We start from the raw sequence: 19307 nt of genomic DNA on the forward strand, positions 1-19307 counted from the left end.
TTGCGACTGCCCGCCTCCACCTACCGACTCCAGATCCGCTCCGGCTTCGATCTCGACGAGGCCGCGACGGTGGCCGATTACGTGCGCTCCCTCGGCGCCGACTGGCTGTACTTCTCGCCGCTGCTGACCGCCGAGCCCGGCTCGGACCACGGCTACGACGTCGTCGACCACTCGCAGGTCGACCCGGCCCGCGGCGGCGGCGAGGGCCTCGCCCACGCCTCCGCGGCGGCGAGGAAGGAGGGCCTCGGCGTCCTCATCGACATCGTGCCGAACCACATGGGCGTCGCGACGCCGGTGGAGAACGCCTGGTGGTGGGACCTGCTGAAGCACGGCCGCGACTCCCGCTACGCCGAGGCCTTCGACATCGACTGGGCGGCGGGCGCCGGCAAGCTGCGCGTGCCGATCCTCGGCGACGGGGCCTCGGAGGGCGACAGTGACAGCGAGCTCGATGCGCTCGAGGTCGTCGGCGACGAGCTGCACTACTACGAGAACCGTCTGCCGATCGCGCCCGGCACCGCCGAGCCCGGCGACTCCGGCCGCACCGTGCACGCCCGCCAGAGCTACGAGCTGGTCAACTGGCGCCGTGCCGACGCCGAGCTGAACTACCGCCGCTTCTTCGCGGTGAACACCCTCGCCGCGATCACGGTCGAGCGGCCCGAGGTCTTCGAGGCCTCGCACCGCGAGATCGTCCGCTGGTTCACCGAGGGCCTCGCCGACGGCCTGCGCGTGGATCACCCGGACGGCCTGGCCGACCCGGGCGGCTACCTGGACGACCTCGCCCGCGCCATCGACGGCGCGCCCGTCTGGGTCGAGAAGATCCTCGAGGGCGACGAGCAGCTGCCCGCGCACTGGGCGACCGTGGGCACCACCGGCTACGACGCGCTCGCCGACATCGACCGCATCCTCGTCGACCCCGACGCCCGTCCGGTGCTCGAGGGCCTGGACGCGGAGCTGGGCGACGGCGGCGAGCCGGTGGACTGGGCCGACCTGATCCACGACACCAAGCGCGGCATCGCCGACGGCATCCTCCGCTCCGAGGTGCTCCGCCTGGCCCGCCTGATCCCGCAGGTCGACGGCGCGGACGACGCGATCGCCGAGCTGCTCGCGACCTTCCCGGTCTACCGCAGCTACCTGCCCTACGGCGCCGAGCACCTCGAGCACGCGCGGCTCGACGCGCGGCACCGCCGCCCCGAGATCGCCGCGACGATCGACGAGGTCGCCGCGCTGCTCGAGGAGACCGGCACCCCCGTGTCGGTCCGCTTCCAGCAGACCTCCGGCATGGTGATGGCGAAGGGCGTCGAGGACACGGCGTTCTACCGCTACAGCCGCCTCACCTCGCTCAACGAGGTCGGCGCCGACCCGGACGAGTTCGCGATCGACCTGGAGGAGTTCCACCGCCGCCAGGGCGTCCGCCAGGCGTCCTTCCCGGCCTCGCTCACCACGCTGTCGACGCACGACACCAAGCGCGGCGAGGACACCCGCGCCCGCATCACCGCCCTCGCGGAGGACGCCGAGGCCTGGGCCGAGACGCTCCGCTCGCTGCACGAGCACGCCGGCTTCGGCGACGGACCGGTCGAGCACCTTCTCTGGGAGGCGATCGTCGGCACCTGGCCCGCGTCCCGCGAGCGCCTGCACGCCTACGCCGAGAAGGCGTCGCGCGAGGCCGGCAGCTCGACGATGTGGACCGCTCCGGACGAGGCGTTCGAGAAGCGGATGCACGCGGCGGTCGACGCCGCCTTCGACGACGCGGCCGTGCGCCGCCTGATCGAGGACACCGTGGCGCGCGTCTCGGCCGACGGCTGGTCGAACAGCCTCTCGGCCAAGCTCGTCCAGCTGACGGCGCCGGGCATCCCGGATGTCTACCAGGGCAGCGAGCTGTGGGAGACGTCGCTCGTCGACCCCGACAACCGCCGCCCGGTCGACTTCGCCGAGCGCCGGGCGCTGCTCGAGCGGATCGACGGCGGCTGGCTGCCGGAGATCGACGCGGAGGGCGCGGCCAAGCTGCTCGTCACCTCGCGGGCCCTGCGCCTGCGCCGCGACCGGCCGGAGCTGTTCACGCGCTACGCCGCCGTCCCCGCCATCGGGCCGGCCGCCGAGCACGCGATCGCCTTCGACCGCGGCGGTGCGCTGACGGTCGCCACCCGCTTGCCCGCGCGGCTCGCGGCCGAGGGCGGCTGGGGCGAGACCCTGATCGTCCTGCCCGGGCACCCGGTCGTGGACGTCCTCACCGGGCGCACCTTCGCCGGCGGGCCGACCGCCGTGTCGGAGATCCTCGGCGGCGGCTACCCGGTCGCCCTGCTCGCGCCGGTCGCCTGACCCGGCGAGTCCCTTCCTGCCGACCCCGTTCGAACGACCCTGGAGAACCCCGTGATCAGCACGACGCCCTACCGCTACGCCCTGCCCGCCTCCGGACCCGAGCGCTTCGACGTGTGGGCGCCCGACGCGTCCTCCGTCGAGCTCGCCCTGGGTGCGGGCGGGACGGTCGCGATGGCCCGCTTCGGCGACGAGGGCTGGTGGCGGGTCTCCGGGTCGGTCGCTGCGACCGGCGAGATCGACTACGGCTACCTGGTGGACGGCAAGGGGCCGTTCCCGGACCCGCGCTCGCGCCGCCAGCCCGGGGGAGTCCACGAGCTCTCCCGCAGCTACGACCCGAGCGCGTTCGAGTGGGCCGACCAGGCCTGGACGGGCCGCCAGCTGGCGGGGGCCGTGATCTACGAGCTGCACATCGGCACCTTCACCCCCGAGGGCACGCTCGACTCGGCCGCCGGCCGGCTGGAGCACCTGCGCTCGATCGGCGTCGACTTCATCGAGATCCTCCCGGTCAACGCGGTGAACGGCACGCACAACTGGGGCTACGACGGCGTCCTCTGGTACGCCGTCTCGGAGGCGTACGGCGGACCGGAGGCCTACCAGCGCTTCGTCGACGCGGCGCACCGCGCGGGACTGGGCATCGTGCAGGACGTGGTCTACAACCACCTCGGCCCGAGCGGCAACTACCTGCCCGAGTTCGGCCCGTACCTGAAGAACGAGAAGGCCAACACCTGGGGCAGCTCGATCAACCTCGACGGGGAGGGCTCGGACGTCGTCCGCGGCTACATCCTCGACAACGCGCTGATGTGGCTGCGCGACTACCACGTCGACGCCCTGCGCCTCGACGCGGTGCACGCCCTCTCGGACGAGCGCGCCGTGCACGTGCTGGAGGAGATGGCCGCCGAGGTCGCGGTGCTCTCGGCCGACGTCGGGCGCCCGCTGACCCTGATCGCGGAGTCGGACCTCAACGACCCGAAGCTGATCACCCCGCGCGAGGCGGGCGGCTACGGGCTCGACGCGCAGTGGAGCGACGACTTCCACCACGCCGTGCACGTCGCCCTCACCGGCGAGACGACCGGCTACTACGAGGACTTCGCGCCGCTCGGCGCGCTCGGCAAGGTCCTCACCCGCGGCTTCTTCCACGACGGCACCCTCTCCACGTTCCGCGGCCGGCATCACGGCCGCCCGATCGACACCGAGCGGATGCCGACCTGGCGCCTCGTGGTCTGCAGCCAGAACCACGATCAGATCGGCAACCGGGCGATCGGCGACCGGCTGACCGCGACCCTCGACGAGGGCCGGCTGGCGATCGCCGCCGCGCTGACGCTGCTCGGCCCGTTCACCCCGATGCTCTTCATGGGCGAGGAGTGGGCGGCGTCCACCCCGTGGCAGTTCTTCACCTCGCACCCGGAGAAGGATCTGGGCGAGGCGACGGCGAAGGGCCGCATCGAGGAGTTCGCGAAGATGGGCTGGGACCCGGAGGTCGTGCCCGACCCGCAGGACCCCGAGACCTTCGAGCGCTCCAAGCTCGACTGGTCCGAGGCGGAGGAGGGGCGCGGTGCGCGCATCCTCGCCGTCTACCGCGAGCTGGCGGCGCTGCGCCGCCGCTTCCCCGAGCTGACCGACCCGCGCTTCGGCTCGGTGCGCGTCGAGCTCGACGAGGACGAGCGCTGGCTCACCCTCGGCCGCGGCCGGGTGACGATCGCGATCAACGTCGGCGAGTCGTCGGCGCGGGTCCCGCTGCCCGAGGTGGCGGAGTCGCTCCTCGCCGTGGGCGAGTACGCGGTCCAGCCCGGCGACACCGAGGTCGACCTCGCCGCGTCCTCGCTGCTGATCACGCTCAGCGACGCCGAGTAGGGGTCCGCCGCGCCGGTCCGAGCCGACTCGGGCCGGCGCGCGTGTCGTTCCTCTCACCCATCGCGCCCGAGCCCGTGAACGCCTCCGCCCGCCGGAGACCTGTCAGCGGGCCGGCACGGAGTGCTCGGCGTCGGCGATGATCCGCACGCCGTCGTCGTGCACGAGCAGCAGGGCACGCAGCGGCATGGCCCGCCGGTGGCAGGCGGCGCTCAGCTGGCGGGCGAGCACCCGGTCGGTCTCGCCGAGGAACGCCCGGCCCGGGCGCTCGAGCGCGAAGGCGAGCGAGCCCACGTCGTGATGCGCGACCGCTTTCGCGAGGGTCGCGACGATGCGCTCGGTCTTCTCCTCGTCGGGGTGTACGGGGAGTCCGTCCACGGGGTAGAGGATGGGCAGCTGGTAGCCGGCCCGGTCGAGCAGGATCGGCCAGAGTGCACGCCGGTAGGCGGGCCCGATGAGGGACGAGACGCGCTCGCGCAGGTCCCGGTCGTCGCGCAGCGGCACATCGAGCGCCGAGGGGTGGAGGGCGTGGTCCGTGTTCGTCATGGTGTCGCTTTCTCGCGGGTGATGCGGGCGCGGAAGCGCTCGCGGTGCTGGGGCGGTCGTGGTCCGACGGGCGGTCATCGGAAGTTGCGGGCGGTGGTCCGGGCGGTGACCGACAGCGCCTCGAAGCGGTCGGCGAGGAGGTTGGTCACCCCCTCGTCGGAGCGCTCGAGGATCCCGCGGATGAGGAGTGCGGGAGCCTCGCGCGCGGTGCGCCGGTAGCGGTTCCATACTCCGACGGAGCAGATGACGTTGAGGATCCCGTGCTCGTCCTCGAGGTTCATGAAGGTCACTCCGGCGGCTGTGGAGGGACGTTGACGGTGGATCACGACACCGCCGACCTCGATCCGGGTGCCCGAGGGCGTGCCGGGCAGGTCGGCCGTGGACCGCGCTCCCCGGCGGGTGAGGCTCTCCCTCAAATGCCGGAGCGGATGGTCGTCGGGCGAGATGCCGGTGGCCCAGAAGTCGAAGACGACCCGCTCCTGCGCCGAGAGCATCGGCAGCAGCGGCGGCTGGACGGCGACGATCGAGTCGGGCAGGAACTCCTGGCGGTCGGCGGCGGCGGAGCCCGCCTCCCAGAGCGCCTGGCGGCGCTGGAGCCCGAGCGAGTCGAAGGATCCCGCGGCGCCGAGCGCCTCGAGCTGGGTCGCGTTCAGCCCGACCCGGCGCGAGAGGTCGGCCATGCTCGCGTAGGGCCCGCCGCGCTCCCGCTCGGCGACGATGTGCTCGGCCAGCGCGGTGCCGATGCCCTTCACCCCGGCGAGGCCCAGGCGGATGACGAAGCCGGCGTCGCGGCGGTGGTCGTCGGTGTCGAAGTGCTGCGACCGGTCGAAGAGGCCCGTCGGCGCCTGCTCGGCGGAGAGGCAGGAGTCCTGCCCGTGCGGCGCCCCGCCCCGCCGCGGGGCCGGCGGCCCGTCGAGCGCCTCGAGCCCGGGGTGCGACAGGGAGCGGTTGACGTCGGGGGACTCGACGCGGACACCGTGCCGGCGGGCGTCGGCGACCAGGGTGTGCGGGGCGTAGAAGCCCATCGGCTGAGCCCGGAGCAGGGCCGCGGTGAAGGCGGCGGGGTAGTGCAGGCGCAGCCAGGCACTGGCGTAGACCAGCAGCGCGAAGCTGATCGCGTGGCTCTCGGCGAAGCCGAAGTTGGCGAAGGCCTGGATCCGTCGGTAGATGTCGTCGGCGACCTCGTCGGTGATCCCGTTGCGAGCCATGCCCTCGTAGAGCCGCTCCCGGAGCGACTCGATCTTCTCGGTGCCGCGCTTGGAGCCCATCGCGCGGCGCAGCAGATCCGCGTCCTCCGCGTTGCAGTCGCCGACCGCCACCGCGACCTGCATCAGCTGCTCCTGGAACAGCGGAACGCCGAGGGTGCGCTTGAGCGGCGTGACCAGCAGGGGGTGCTGGTAGGTGATCGGCTCCTCGCCGAGCTTCCGCCGGATGTAGGGGTGCACCGCGCCGCCCTGGATCGGACCGGGGCGGATCAGCGCCACCTCGATCACGAGGTCGTAGAAGCGCCGCGGCTGGAGCCGGGGGAGGGTGCCCATCTGCGCGCGGCTCTCGACCTGGAACACCCCGATGGAGTCGGCCCGGCAGAGCTGGTCGTAGACGCCCTTCTCCTCGCGCGGGATCGTCGAGAGGTCCCACTTCTCGCCGACGTGCTCGGCCACGAGGTCGAAGGTGTACTGCAGGGCGGCGAGCATCCCCAGCCCGAGCAGGTCGAACTTGACCAGGCCCATCCAGGCGCAGTCGTCCTTGTCCCACTGCAGGACGGTGCGCTTCTCCATCCGGGCGGGCTCGATCGGGCAGACCTCGCCGACCGGCCGGTCGGTGAGCACCATGCCGCCGGAGTGGATGCCCAGGTGCCGGGGCGTGCCGAGCACCTTCTTTGTCAGCGCGACGACGTCGTCCGGGATGTCGTGCTCGGGGCTCTCGGTGATCGAGCCCCAGTGCTCGATCTGCTTCGACCAGCCGTCCTGCTGCCCGGCGCTGTAGCCCAGCGCCTTCGCCATGTCCCGGACGGCGAACTTGGGGCGGTAGGTGATGACGTTGGCCACCTGCGCCGCGTTCAGCCGCCCGTACTTCTCGTAGACGTGCTGGATGACCTCCTCGCGCCGCTCGGAGTCGAAGTCGACGTCGATGTCGGGCTCCTCGTCGCGGATGCTGGAGAGGAAGCGCTCGAAGGGCAGCCCGTAGAAGATCGAGTCCACCGCGGTGATCCCCAGGACGTAGCAGACCGCCGAGTTGGCGGCCGAGCCGCGGCCCTGGCAGAGGATCCCCCTGCCCTTGGCGAAGTGCACGATGTCGTGGACGATGAGGAAGTAGCCGGGGAAGTCCTTGGCCTCGATCACGGCGAGCTCCTTCTCGAGGCGCTCGTGCACGTCGGAGTCGGCGCCCGGGTACTTCGACGGCACCGCGAGCTGCACCAGGTGGCGCAGCCAGCTCATCGGGGTGTGCCCCTCTGGCACGTCCTGACGGGGCAGCCGGGGGCGGACCCGCCCGAGCTCGAAGGCGATCTCGTCGGCGATCAGCACGGTGTTCTCGACGGAACCGGGGTAGCGGGAGAAGCGCTCGGCCATCTCGGCACCCGAGCGCAGGTGCGCACCGCCGGAGGCGGGCAGCCAGCCGTCCATCTCGTCGAGGCTCCTCCGGGCGCGGACCGCGGCCAGCGCCGTCTGCAGGGGGCGGTCCTCGGGCCGGGCGTAGTGCACGTTGCCGGTGGCGACGAGCCGCAGCTGCAGCCGCTCGGCGATGCCGGCGAGCTGGTCGTTGTGCAGGGAGGCGAGCGGGTCGCCGTGGTCGAAGAGCTCGACGAGGACGTTGCGGGCGCCGAAGAGGGCTACGAGCTCGCGCACCTCCTCCTCGGCCGCCGCCTCGCCGCTCGCGACCAGTGCCTGACGGACGGCGCCCTTCCGGCAGCCGGTCAGCACGATCCAGTGGCCGTCGGCGGCCCGGGCGAGCTCGTCGAGGTCGTAGCTCGGCTTGCCCTTCTCGGCGCCGGCGAGCTGGGCGGTGGTGATCGCGCGGGCGAGCCGGTGGTAGCCCTCCTCGCGGCGGGCGAGGACGAGCAGGTGCGTGCCCTCGGGATCGGCGACGCCGTTCTGCGGGGCGCGGAGCCCCAGCGAGAGCTCGGCGCCGAAGGCGGTGCGGACCCCGTGGTCCTGCGCGGCCTCCGCCATCCGGACGATCCCGTAGAGCCCGTCGTGGTCGGTGAGGGCGAGGGTGTCGATGCCGAGCCGGACGGCCTCCTCGATCAGCTCCTCCGGCTTGCTGGCGCCGTCGAGGAAGCTGAAGTGCGAGTGCGCGTGCAGCTCGGCATAGGGCACCTTCTCGTCCGGCGGCCGGACGTCGGCGCCGGGCGTATAGGCGGGGCGCTTGTGCGACCAGGCGGGGCTGTCGCCGCCGTCGCCGCGGACGGTCGTGCCGTCGCTCCTGGTCGTGCTGGAGAGGCGGCGCTCGAACTCCGACCAGGGGATCGGGGGGTTGTTCCAGCCCATCGGGGGCTCCTTCGGTCGTCGTGCTCGGGAGGATCGGATCGCGGCCGTCAGCAGCCGGGGGAGTCAGTCGTAGCGGGCCTCGGCCGCCCACTCGCCGTCGAGGCAGAGCAGCAGCCAGGCGACGCCGTCGGAGTCGACGACCTGGAAGCGGTCGTAGCGGACTGCTGTTCGCGCGTCCCACCAGCGCTCGTCGATCGGCCAAGGACCGGCCCACCCCGTCACCGGCTGCAGGCGGGCCTGTGAGGAGCCGGGCGCGAAGTAGGCGGGGACGGAGGTGAGGGAGCCGCGGTCGTCGACCGAGACCGTCTCCCCGCGGGGACCGCGCACCAGGACGGCCGTCGGCTCCGCGAAGACCGTGGGCGGCAGGGGCGGCGGCAGCGCCCCCGGCCACGGCAGCCCGCGCGGCCGGGCGTCGCCCGGCTCCCTGTCCCCCCAGGGGATCAGGTGCTGGCGGTCGCCGAGCGACCGGCCCCCGCCCACCGACGCCGTGACGACGGCCTCGTGGCCGAGCATGCTCTGCACGCGGCTGAGACCGTGGTGCACCCGCTCCTCCGGAGCCGTGCCCCAGAGTCCCTGCTCGTGGTTCCCGATCGCGTCGACCGCCTCGGGCTCGACCGACAGCCGGGCGATCGGGGAGCCGAGCCCCGTGTCGATCGCGCCGTTGCCCTGGAGCTGCCAGCGGACGCGGTCGACGACGTCGCCCGGGGTGAACCAGCGCGGGTGCAGCCAGCTGCGGGAGGACACCTCGCCGCGGTCGCTGACGACCTCGATCCTGATCGCGGTCGCCACCAGCTGCGCCCGGGTGAGCCCGGCGACGAACTCCTCCGCCGGGACGCGGAAGGCGAAGGCCGCCTGGTCGATCCGGTCCAGCGGCGGCTCGAACTCGAGCACGCGGTCGAGCCGCTCGGGCGGGAGCCGCGGGACGACCGTCTCGGTCTCGGCGCCCGAGGCCAGCACGTGCGCGCGCGCCCCCTCGGGGCCGAAGCGCGCGGAGACGTCGTCGCGCGGCAGCTGCGCGAAGGCGCCGAGGGTCCGGACACCCAGCCGGCGCAGCAGGGCGATGAGGTCCTCGCCCTTGCCGGTCGTGCGGGTGCGGGCGCCGACGGCCTCGGTCTCGAGGGCGTCGAGCGGCAGTGGCGCGAGGAACGCCGCGCTCTCGCCGGCCGGCACGATCGCCACCGCGGTGCCGGAGTGCTTGGCCGCGAGCTCGGAGGCGAAGAGGCCGTCGGCTATTCCGGCGCGCGCGAGCGGCACGCCCAGCTCGGCGAGCCGCTGGAGCACGGCCTCGGCCGCCGACTGCTCGGTGCCGTAGTAGCGGCGCGGCCCGCGGGCGCGGATCGCGCAGAGCCCGGGCCGGATCAGCTGCACGCCCGGGGTGATCTCCTCCAGCGCCTGGACGAGCGGCTCGAAGGCGCGGTGGTCGAGCACGGGGTCGTAGGGGAGCACGGCCAGCCCGGTGCAGCGCGACTGGGCCTCGCGGATCCGCATGCCGCGGCGCACACCCTCGGCCCGCGCCCCGGGGGAGCAGGCGAAGACGAGGCTCTTCTCGGTGAGCGCGAGCGGGGTCTCCGCATCGAGCCCGGCGTCCGCTGCGGCGGCGAGCAGGGGCCAGTCGGGGCACCAGACCAGGATCGTGCGGCGCAGCTCGAGAGCGCTTGCGGAACGGGTCATCTCACACCGCCCGCTCGTGCAGGGTGCGCTCCTGCAGACGCGAGGGCCCGCCCAGCACGCCGAAGGGGCGCCCGGTGCCGGGCATGCTCATCCGCACGGTGCGCACCCGCGTCCCGGCGCGGCCGACGACGTCGACGAGCGCCTCGCGGGTGCGCAGGTAGCCGTGGCCGGCGCCGAGCCCCTCCCAGCGGCTGCTGCGGATGCTGAGCCGCGCCTCGGCCTGGGGCCACTCGCCGAGGACGACGAGCGCCGCCCCGCGCTGACGCAGCCGTGCGCCCAGCCGGGAGACGTCGGCCGAGGAGACGGAGGCGGGAGGCCGGGTCAGCACGACGGTGAGGACGTCGACCAGGGCCGCGGTGACGGTGAGCCAGTGCTCGGCGGGGGAGGGCACGAGCACGAGCCGCTCGAGGTCGATCCCCAGGCCGGCCGCCGCCTCCGCGCCGAACTCGGGGACGCCGACGACGCCGCACCAGGCGCCCTCGGACGACGGCCCGGCCAGCAGCCCCATGGCCAGGCTCATCGAGCCCTCGACCGAGTAGGCGGCGCCCTGCTTGAGCGAGCCGCCCGGCAGCACCGAGGCGAAGGCCGGCAGAGTCGCGAGGCTCTTCGACTCGAGCGTCGTCGCCTGCATGTCGCGGATCCGCGACTGCAGCTCCTTCACCGACGCGAGCTGCCGCAGCAGCGGTTCCGCGGTGTCGGCGACCCCCGGCGAGGGGTGCTGTGAAGGGGGGCTCATCAACCCATGTTCGAACATGTGTTCGAGTATGTCAATCGCCACCGACATCCGCCGCGCCGGGTGCCGGAGCAGGTGGAGAAGGCCCCGGATCGCCCCCTGTGGAGGAGCCCGGGGCCCGCCGCGCTACCCCTCCGCGGACCCCGTCACGCGCAGTCCGTGACCGAAGCGGAACAGCGGATCCTCGGTGTCGAACGGCACGTCCGGCCTGCGGGCCGCCGCGGCGGCCATCGAGCGCGGAAGGTCCATCGGCAGTGTTCCACGGGCCTCCGACACTCCGAACACCACGTCGAGCACCGCGGCCCCCGACGCGCCGAAGTCACCGAGCAGCGCCGCCGCGGAGTCGACCAGCGGAGTGAGGATCGCCGGCCGGTCCAGGAACACGTCGACGACCGTCGGCACCTGTGCCGCCACGGCCTGGACGTGCTCCACGACCTCGTCCGGGAAGTCGAGCGAGCCGGCGTGGAAGTGGTTCTCGAACGCCGTCGCGCGCTGCTCGAAGGGCGCCTGCAACCGGATCACCGCGAGCTCCGCCTCCTCCGGAGACCCGACGACGGTGCCGTACCCCGCGGCGACCGCCGGATCGATCCCCTCGACGTAGAGCCGCAGCCCCTGCCGCGCCGGCAGGACGCCGTCCTGCGCGAGGACCGTGATCGCCGCGCGCTGGGCGGCCTCGCCCGCCGCGCGGAACTCCGCCGAGCCGACGACCGCCTCGGCGGCGGCCGGATCGACCGCGCGCGAGTCGAACAGCCCGAGCACGAACTTCTCCCGCAGCAGCCGCCGCGCGGACACATCGAGCCGTTCCTCGGCGACCGTCCCGTCCCGGACCAGGGCGACCAGCGCCTCGGGGATCGACTCGCCGCCGAACTGGTCGACACCGGCCTCGAGGGCCTTCGCCATCCGCTCCGGCACCGACAGGTGCTCGACGCCCCAGGCGCGCGCCACGTGGTGGTCGCCCATGATGTCGGAGTCCGAGAGCAGCCCCCAGTCGGTGCAGACGATGCCGTCGAAGCCGAACCGCTCGCGCAGCAGCCCCGTGATCACCGAGCGGTTGAAGCCGAAGCCGACCTCCTCGTGCTCGGTCCCGACCGGCATCCCGTAGTACGGCATGATCTGGCTCGTGCCCGCCTCGAAGGCCTTCACGAAGGGCTGCAGGTGGTACTCGGCGTTGCCGCCCGGGTAGACCTGCTCCCGCCCGTACGGGAAGTGCGGGTCCTCGCCGTCCTTCTGCGGTCCGCCGCCGGGGAAGTGCTTGGTCATCGTCGCGACCGACTGCGCCCCGAGCGCCTCGCCCTGGAAGCCGCGGATGTACGCGGCGCCGAGCCGCCCGGTGAGCTCGGCGTCCTCGCCGAACGTGCCGACCTGCCGCGCCCAGCGCGACTCGGTCGCCAGGTCGATCTGCGGGTGCAGCGCGACCCGCAGGCCCACGGCGAGGTACTCCCGGCGGGCGATGTCGCCGAAGCGCTCGACCAGGTCCTCGTCGCCGATCGCGGCGAGGCCGAGCGGCTCCGGCCACTGCGAGAACGCCTCCGCCTGCGCCCCCGTGCCGGGGTTGTCGGTGAAGGAGTGGCGCGGATCGGTGGAGAGGGTCACGGGGATCCCGAGTCGGCTCGACGACGCCAGCTCCTGGACCCGGTTGTGCCACTCGGCGAGCTCGCGCGCGGTGGCGGTGCCGCCGCCGAGCAGGTTGAAGTGCGACATCCGCTTCTCGAGCACCATCGTCGCGGTCGAGGGCAGGCCGAACGCACCGTCCTCGGCGAGCGCTCCGCCCTCGCCCATCACGACCATGGTCTGGAAGAAGAGCCCGGCCTTCTCCTCGAGGGTCATCTGACCGAGCAGGATCTCGACCCGCTCGGCCAGGGGGCGCAGCGGGTCGAGGTAGCGGCGGTCGACCTGCTCGTCGAGCGGCTCACCGGCGGGGGATGACGTCGATGTCATGGGGGCGTCCTTCCGAAGGGGAGCCCTCGTCGGCCCCGCGAGAAGGATACGCCGAAAACCGACCAGCACTAGGGAAATGCGGCGGGCCCGTCGTGAGTGCGCCCCTACCATGGGAGCCATGTCCGACGCCCTGCCCGAAGCCGCCCCCGAGAACCCCTCCTCCCTCCCGGCACGGCGGCGGACCCTCGTGGTCAAGATGGGCTCGAGCTCGGTGACCAAGCAGTCCGGACCGGACCCCGTGCTCCTCGCCAGCGCCCTCGAGAGCGCGTTCGGCGCGCGCGCGCTCGGCTGGGACGTCGTCCTCGTCTCCTCCGGCGCCGTCTCCTCCGGCCGCGCGCTCTTCGCCCGCTCGCAGGACGCGCCGATCAGCCCGCGCCTCGCCGCCGCCGTCGGCCAGACCGTCCTGATGGGCTTCTACCGCTCGGTGGCCGAGCTCTCCGGCTCGCTCGTCGCGCAGATCCTGATCGGCGAGTCCGACCTCGCATCGCCGCGGCAGATGGCGCACGTCGCGGAGGCGATCCGGCACGCGCTCGACGCGGGCGTCGTGCCGATCGTCAACGGCAACGACACCATCGACTCCGCCGGCTCCGACAACGACGGCGTCGCCGGCGGCCTGGCGATGCTCCTCGGCGCGGATCTGCTGCTGCTGCTCACCGACGTCCCCGGCGTCTTCGCCGGCAGCATCGCCGAGGGCGTGCACCTCGAGGAGCTGGGGATCACCGAGCTGCGCGGCATCGGGGTGCAGAAGGGCGGGACGGGCCGCGGCGGCATCCGCTCGAAGCTCAAGGCGGCCGAGCTCGCCGCGCACAACGGCGTCTCGACGCGCATCGCCGGCGCTCGCACGCCCGAGGTCATCCTCGGCGCCATCGACGGCCCCGGCCCCGGCACCCTCGTCCGCGCCGTCCACGCGCACCCCGCGGTGGAGCAGCGCTGGATCTCCGGCGTCGCGACCTCGCGCGGCCGGGTCGAGATCAACCTCGAGGCCGAGCGCAGCATCGCCTCCGGCTCGAGCCTGTTCGCGTCCGGCATCAAGCGGGTCTCCGGCGACTTCGTCGGCGGCGACGTGATCGAGGTCCGCGCCCTCAGCGGCGAGCTGCTGGCGCGCGGGGTGTCGCGGGTGTCCTCGCGCCTGCTCACGCTGGTCCGGGCTCTGCGGGTGGACGAGATCGCCCGGGTGTTCGTCGCCGTCCTCGCACACGCCGCCGACGCCGATCCCGCCGCGATCACCTCCGAGGGTGACCGCCCGCAGCTGACCCGCGCTCTGGAGTACGCGCGCGCCCTCTCCTTCGAGCACGGCAGGGCGGTCGCGATGGAGATCGTCTCGCTCTTCCCCGCCGAGAGCATCGCCGCGCTGGTCGGCCAGGGTGCCGCGGTCGAGGAGCTCGTCGAACGGTATACCCGCCTCGTCCGGACCCTCGCGATCGTCGGCAACGAGCAGCTGGCCGTCTTCCGCGACTGACGGCGCCCGAGGGGCCGCGGTGGCCCGAATGGACGAATCGCGCCACGGAAAACGAATCGTGCCAGATAGCGGCACGATTCGTGCCAGCACTGTGCGCATCACGTCATCGATCGTGGCGAGCGTCGCCTCCCGTGCTGATCTGTCTCCCACACGAACGGCGCCCACTACGCGCCCCGACGGATCGGATCAGCATGAGTGCAGCAGCAATCGCCACCGCGACCCTCACGACCCCCACCACCCGCCACCCCTTCGACGGCCCCATCTCGCGGGAGCACTACCAGTCGGACCGGCTGGCCCGTCGCCTCGAGCTGATCGAGAAGACGATCGCCGACTGCGAGCGCGCCCTGCGCGGCGGCACCGACCCGCGCACCGGAGCCGTCGTCCCGCCCGCGCGCGGCGCCCACCGCGACCAGCTCCTCAGCAACCTCGCGATCGAGCTCTCGCTCGCCGACCGCCTCCGCGGCGCTCTGGGCATGCACCGCTGACCTCCCGGTCCGCAGCTCCGATCCCCGGGTCCGCACCCCCGCCGCAGCCCGATGGGGCACGATGAGGCCATGGTCACCATCACCGTCGCCGGGATCGCCCAGCACTTCCACCCCGCCGAGCGCGGCACCGTCCGCCTCGAGATCCGCCGCGAGTCGCGCTCGCGCTCTCAGGCGCTGAACGAGGTGACCGCCCTCCACGCTCGCGTGCGCGAGGAGGCCCGCGCCGAGCAGGCCTCCGGCGCGGCGACCTGGTGGTCGGCCGACCAGGTCTCGGTCTCGACCATCCAGCGGTACCTCAAGGACTCCGACGTCACCGAGCCGTTCCACGTCGCCGCCGCGAGCGTCCGGGTGAAGTACCGCGACTTCGACGCCCTCGGGCGCTGGGTCGCCTCCGTCTCGGAGGCCCCCGGCATCACCGTCGCCGGGGTCGACTGGGACGTCACCGCCGCCCGGCGCGCGAGCGCCGAGCGCGAGGTGCGGGTGGCCGCGGTCCGCGACGCCCGCGAGCGCGCCGCCGCCTACGCCTCCGCCCTCGGCCTGGGCGAGCCCCGGGTGCTCACCCTCTTCGAGCCCGGGCTCCGCCCGCACACCCGGATCGAGGGCGGCTCGGCCGTGATGAGCCGCGCGATGGCCTTCAAGGGCCAGGAGGAGCTCGCGCTGAAGCCCGAGGACATCGAGGTCTCGGCCTCGGTCTCCGCCGACTTCGAGGCGAGTTGAGCGGAGCGGTCGGCGCTCGGCGCTCGCCGCCGGGAATAGCCGGGACGCGTCCGACGCTGGAGCAGGCATGGTCTCGCGCATCGGCTTCCTCTCCTTCGGCCACTACCAGTCCGTCGAGGGGTCGCTGACGCACACCGCGCGCGACGTCCTCCTGCAGACCATCGAGCTCGCGGAGGCGGCCGAGGAGATCGGCATCGACGGCGCGTACGTCCGCGTCCACCACTTCGCGCCGCAGCTCGCTTCGCCGTTCCCGCTCCTGGCCGCGATCGCCGCCCGCACCCGCCGGATCGAGATCGGCACCGGCGTCATCGACATGCGCTACGAGAACCCGCTCTACATGGCGGAGGAGGCGGCCGCGACCGACCTCATCTCCGGCGGCAGGCTCGAGCTCGGCGTGAGCCGGGGATCGCCGGAGACGGCGCTCCGCGGCTCCGAGGCGTTCGGCTACGTCCCCTCGGAGGGCACCTCCGACGCGGACCTCGCCCGCCGCAAGGTGCAGCTCTTCCGCGAGGCGCTATCGGGCGCCGCCGTGGCCGAGACCGACCCCGCGCGCACCGGGATGTCGAGCCCGCTCGCGATCGAGCCGCGCTCGCCGGGCCTCGAGGACCGCATCTGGTGGGGTGCGGGCAGCTTCGCGACGGCGCGCTGGGCGGCCGAGCAGGGCATGAACCTGCAGTCCTCCACGCTCCTGCTCGAGGAGGAGGGCATCCCCTTCGACGAGCTGCAGGCGCGGCAGATCCGCGAGTACCGCTCGGCGTGGGCGGAGGCCGGCTGGGAGCGGACCCCGCGCGTCTCCGTGTCGCGCAGCGTCCTCCCGATCACGACCGACCTCGACCGTCTCTATTTCGGTGGCCGCGGCGAGCGCGATCAGGTCGCCTCCCTCGAGGGCGTCCGCGCCCGCTTCGGCCGCAGCTACACCGGCGAGCCCGACCGCCTCGCCGAGGAGCTCGCCGCCGACGTCGCCGTCCAGGAGGCGGACACCCTCCTGCTCACCGTCCCCAACCAGCTCGGCGTCGAGTACAACGCGCGCCTCCTGCAGACCGTCGCCGACTCGATCGCCCCGGCCCTCGGCTGGTCGCCCGCCGGAGTCGTCGCCGCCTGACGCGCCCCTGCTGGTCGAGTGGCCCCGCAGGGGCGCATCGAGACCCACGCTCTGCAGAACGGTGGGTCTGCAGACTCCGCTTCCGGTGAGGGCGGATCTCGATACGCCCGCTGCGCGGGCTACTCGATCAGCATGGGGCGTGTCCCCCTGTGTGCGGAGAGCTGAACGCGCTCCCGGTCTGGCTGCACCCCCATGCTGGTCGAGTAGCCCCGGAGGGGCGTATCGAGACCTACCGCTGTCAGCACGGTGGGTCTGCAGACTCGGCCTCGATCGCAGGTGGATCTCGATACGCCCGCTGCGCGGGCTACTCGATCAGCAAGAGATGCGCCGCCCGCGGAAGGGGAGAGGCTGTGCTGTCGATCGTCAGCTCGCGGAGAGCTCGATGCGGACGTCGTCGAGTCCGTCGGACGAGACGAGCACCGTGATCGCCCCCGGGCCGGTCGGACGGACGACGGCGAGCGCGCGGCCGTCGAACGTCGTCCGCGAGGCGGCGTCGAAGCGCTCGGTGGTCGCCGGCGCCCCGCTCCCGAAGCCCGCGAGCACGCCCGCGCCCTCGACGGCGACGGAGACGAGGCGGTCAGCCCCGGTGACCAGCACTCCCGCCGCGTCGCGCAGCTCGATCGCCACGTATGCGAGGTCGGTGTCGTCAGCGCGCAGCGACGTCCGGTCCGCCGCCGCGGTGAGAACCGCGGGTCCGGACGCCGACACGAGCGAGCTGCGCCCCGTCTCGCTCCCGGACCGGTAGGCCACCGCCGTCAGCGTGCCCGGCCGGTGCACCGTCTCGATCGACGCCAGCATCGGCCGCACCGCCCCGACGGCCGCGCGCCCGACCTCGACCCCGTCGAGCAGCAGCGCCACCTCGTCCGCGTCCGCGGCCACCTCGACGGTGACGGGAGAGCCCTCGAAGCCGGGCCAGGTCCAGGAGTCGACCGAGTCGCTCCACGCCCACGGCGACTGCATCGTCACCGTCTGCCCGTGCCGCTCCGGCCGGACGACCGCGATCGCCGGCTCCGAGCGCAGTCCGAAGACGATCTCGCGGTAGTAGGAGGCGGGCCGCCGCCAGCCGGTGATGTCGAGGTCGCCGCACCACGCCGTCAGGTACGGGTACTCGCGCTCCAGCGCGCCGTTCGCCGCCGGGTCCTCCGCGTAGGAGGTGGCTCCGATGCCGACCTCGCCGAGGTAGTCCCAGCCGGTCCAGGTGAAGTCGCCGATCACGTTCGGGTTCGCCAGCACCTTCGGCCACAGCTCGCCGATCTGCGAGGGGAACGTCTCGGACCCGACGATCACGCGCTGCGGGAACAGCTCCGCATCGCTCGCGTAGCGCCCGTCGGCGTAGTTCAGCCCGAGCACGTCGACCGCCGCGCTCGACTCCGCCGTGCGGCGGGTGACGGCGTCGGAGGAGCCGATCGCCGCCATCATCCCGGCGCCGGCCTCGCCCATCAGCTCGTTCAGCCCCTGCTCCGAGGCGAGGATGCTGTCGAGCTCGTCGAGGACGGCCAGAGTCGGGTTGACGCCGTTGGTCACGGGCCGCGTGGGGTCGAGCGAGCGCACGTGCTCCGCGAGATCGCGGGCCAGCACCGCGCCGTGCGGGGTGCCGACCTCGACGATCTCGTTGCCGATCGAGTAGAGGATCACGCTGGGGTGGTTGTAGTCCTTCGCCACCAGCGACTCCAGGTCGGCTCGCCACCACTGCGCGAAGTCGAGCGAGTAGTCGTGGTGCGTCTTGCCGCGCACCCACATGTCGAAGGCCTCGTCCATCACGAGCATGCCGAGGCGGTCGCAGGCGTCGAGCATCGACGGCGAGGCGGGGTTGTGCGCCATCCGGATCGCGTTGAAGCCGGCCTCCTTGAGCAGCTGGATCCGGCGCTCCTCCGCCCGGGCGATCGAGGCAGCGCCCAGGACGCCGTTGTCGCTGTGGATGCAGGCGCCGCGCAGCAGCACGCTCTCGCCGTTGATCCGCAGCCCCTTGCGCGGGTCGACGGTGACGGTGCGGATGCCGTGCACGGTGACGACGTCGTCGCCGACGCCGATGCTCGTGCGGGCGCTGTGCAGGGCGGGGGAGTCGACGCTCCAGAGGGCGGGCTCCTGCACGTAGAGGCGCTGGCGCACGAGGGCGGTGCGGCCGGGGGCGACGGTGACCGGTGTCGTCGCGCTCTCGACGACGTCGCCGGCCGGCCCGGTGAGCTCGGTCGCCACCGTGAGCGACGACGTCGTGAGCCCGCGGTTGACGATGCTCGTCGCGACCTCGACGACGGCCTGGTCGTCCTCGACGCGCACGGTCGTGATCCGCACGCCGTCCGGCTCGATGTGCACGGGCTCGTCGACGTGCAGCAGCACCGGCCGGTGCAGCCCGGCGCCGGCGTACCAGCGCGAGTCCTGCCCCGCGCGCACCTCGATCCTCAGCGTGTTCGTCTCGCCGAAGCGGAGGAACGGGGTCAGCTCCACGAAGAAGCGCGCGAAGCCGTCGGCGCGGTTCCCCGCGAACTCGTCGTTGAGGAAGACCATCGCGTGCCGGTAGGCACCCTGCACCTCGAGCCGCACCACCTTGCCCGCCCACTCCGCCGGCACCTCGAACGTCGTGACGTAGCTGGAGGCACCGCCCGGGTAGTAGGCCGCGCCGCCCTTCGACACCGCGTCCGGGGAGCGCTCGGCGTCGCGGAGCGCGTCGTGCGGCAGCGTCACCGCGACGGAGTCGTCGACCCCGCCCTGCACGGCGGCGAACGGCCCGCGCGGCGCCCGGACGATCCAGCCGGAGGTGAAGGAGGTGGTCGTCATGTCGCGTCCGTTCGATCGAGGTCGTCCGGCACGTCGCCGGGCGAGGGATGAGACCCGTGCTCCCCATGAGGAAACTGTTTCATTCGGTTTCTCACCCGGCGAGAGCCTAGGAGCGGCGCGGCCGACCGTCAAGGAGGGGGCACCGTCCTCTCGATCGTCGAGCGTCGATGCTGCGCAGGGCACCGACCTACCGAGGTGGACCGCCTTGGGCTGCCGGGATGAACGGCCC

Annotated in this window: 12 protein-coding genes; 6 read left to right on the top strand and 6 right to left on the bottom strand. The window is 73.3% G+C overall.

Annotated features, from left to right (window positions below; genetic code table 11):
- Nucleotides 1–2316 (top strand): malto-oligosyltrehalose synthase, encoded by a 2316-nt coding sequence (treY, locus tag MT355_RS14190; protein WP_243600000.1) that lies wholly within the window; start codon nucleotides 1–3, stop codon nucleotides 2314–2316.
- 51 nt (nucleotides 2317–2367) lie between these two features.
- On the top strand, nucleotides 2368–4167 hold the full coding sequence (treZ, locus tag MT355_RS14195) for a malto-oligosyltrehalose trehalohydrolase (RefSeq protein ID WP_243600001.1): 1800 nt from the start codon (nucleotides 2368–2370) through the stop codon (nucleotides 4165–4167).
- Nucleotides 4168–4269: 102 nt separating this feature from the next.
- Here treZ and MT355_RS14200 read toward each other — a convergent pair whose 3' ends face one another.
- The 5 genes from MT355_RS14200 to MT355_RS14220 form a co-directional block, all read right to left on the bottom strand.
- Nucleotides 4270–4710 carry a hypothetical protein gene (locus tag MT355_RS14200; protein WP_123704248.1) on the bottom strand — a complete coding sequence of 147 codons (441 nt, stop codon included), beginning with the start codon at nucleotides 4708–4710 and terminating at the stop codon, nucleotides 4270–4272.
- A 74-nt stretch (nucleotides 4711–4784) separates the two neighbouring features.
- Nucleotides 4785–8198: an error-prone DNA polymerase gene (locus tag MT355_RS14205; protein ID WP_243600002.1), complete on the bottom strand. Its 3414-nt coding sequence runs from the start codon at nucleotides 8196–8198 to the stop codon at nucleotides 4785–4787.
- Nucleotides 8199–8261: 63 nt separating this feature from the next.
- The gene (locus MT355_RS14210; protein ID WP_243600003.1) at nucleotides 8262–9869 is read right to left on the bottom strand and encodes a DNA polymerase Y family protein; all 1608 of its coding nucleotides are present in this window, start codon (nucleotides 9867–9869) and stop codon (nucleotides 8262–8264) included.
- A 1-nt stretch (nucleotide 9870) separates the two neighbouring features.
- The gene (locus MT355_RS14215) at nucleotides 9871–10605 is read right to left on the bottom strand and encodes a hypothetical protein (RefSeq protein ID WP_123446314.1); all 735 of its coding nucleotides are present in this window, start codon (nucleotides 10603–10605) and stop codon (nucleotides 9871–9873) included.
- Nucleotides 10606–10728: 123 nt separating this feature from the next.
- Nucleotides 10729–12540 carry a glycoside hydrolase family 3 protein gene (locus MT355_RS14220; protein ID WP_243600004.1) on the bottom strand — a complete coding sequence of 604 codons (1812 nt, stop codon included), beginning with the start codon at nucleotides 12538–12540 and terminating at the stop codon, nucleotides 10729–10731.
- Between the two features lie 118 nt (nucleotides 12541–12658).
- Here MT355_RS14220 and proB point away from each other — a divergent pair, with 118 nt between their 5' ends.
- From proB to MT355_RS14240, 4 genes are all read left to right on the top strand, one after another.
- Nucleotides 12659–13999, top strand: coding sequence for a glutamate 5-kinase (gene proB, locus MT355_RS14225; protein ID WP_243600005.1), 1341 nt, complete (start codon nucleotides 12659–12661; stop codon nucleotides 13997–13999).
- Between the two features lie 191 nt (nucleotides 14000–14190).
- A complete protein-coding gene (locus tag MT355_RS14230; RefSeq protein ID WP_243600006.1) occupies nucleotides 14191–14484 on the top strand; it encodes a hypothetical protein in 294 nt (97 codons plus the stop codon).
- Nucleotides 14485–14553: 69 nt separating this feature from the next.
- On the top strand, nucleotides 14554–15201 hold the full coding sequence (locus MT355_RS14235) for an SIMPL domain-containing protein (RefSeq protein ID WP_243600007.1): 648 nt from the start codon (nucleotides 14554–14556) through the stop codon (nucleotides 15199–15201).
- Nucleotides 15202–15268: 67 nt separating this feature from the next.
- Nucleotides 15269–16303 carry an LLM class flavin-dependent oxidoreductase gene (locus tag MT355_RS14240; RefSeq protein ID WP_123735758.1) on the top strand — a complete coding sequence of 345 codons (1035 nt, stop codon included), beginning with the start codon at nucleotides 15269–15271 and terminating at the stop codon, nucleotides 16301–16303.
- A 363-nt stretch (nucleotides 16304–16666) separates the two neighbouring features.
- On the opposite strand, the gene MT355_RS14245 is transcribed toward MT355_RS14240, so the two are convergent.
- On the bottom strand, nucleotides 16667–19078 hold the full coding sequence (locus tag MT355_RS14245) for a glycoside hydrolase family 2 TIM barrel-domain containing protein (protein WP_243600008.1): 2412 nt from the start codon (nucleotides 19076–19078) through the stop codon (nucleotides 16667–16669).
- Between the last annotated feature and the right edge of the window lie 229 nt (nucleotides 19079–19307).

This window comes from Rathayibacter sp. VKM Ac-2929 (assembly GCF_022815495.1).
GTDB lineage: Bacteria > Actinomycetota > Actinomycetes > Actinomycetales > Microbacteriaceae > Rathayibacter > Rathayibacter festucae.

Coding starts and splice junctions, on each gene's coding strand:
- proB (WP_243600005.1), top strand. CDS start 12,659: ATGTCCGACGCCCTGCCCGAAGCCGCCCCCGAGAACCCCTCCTCCCTC.
- MT355_RS14220 (WP_243600004.1), bottom strand. CDS start 12,540: ATGACATCGACGTCATCCCCCGCCGGTGAGCCGCTCGACGAGCAGGTC.
- MT355_RS14240 (WP_123735758.1), top strand. CDS start 15,269: ATGGTCTCGCGCATCGGCTTCCTCTCCTTCGGCCACTACCAGTCCGTC.
- MT355_RS14230 (WP_243600006.1), top strand. CDS start 14,191: ATGAGTGCAGCAGCAATCGCCACCGCGACCCTCACGACCCCCACCACC.
- MT355_RS14215 (WP_123446314.1), bottom strand. CDS start 10,605: ATGAGCCCCCCTTCACAGCACCCCTCGCCGGGGGTCGCCGACACCGCG.
- MT355_RS14200 (WP_123704248.1), bottom strand. CDS start 4,710: ATGACGAACACGGACCACGCCCTCCACCCCTCGGCGCTCGATGTGCCG.
- MT355_RS14235 (WP_243600007.1), top strand. CDS start 14,554: ATGGTCACCATCACCGTCGCCGGGATCGCCCAGCACTTCCACCCCGCC.
- MT355_RS14245 (WP_243600008.1), bottom strand. CDS start 19,078: ATGACGACCACCTCCTTCACCTCCGGCTGGATCGTCCGGGCGCCGCGC.
- MT355_RS14205 (WP_243600002.1), bottom strand. CDS start 8,198: ATGGGCTGGAACAACCCCCCGATCCCCTGGTCGGAGTTCGAGCGCCGC.
- MT355_RS14210 (WP_243600003.1), bottom strand. CDS start 9,869: ATGACCCGTTCCGCAAGCGCTCTCGAGCTGCGCCGCACGATCCTGGTC.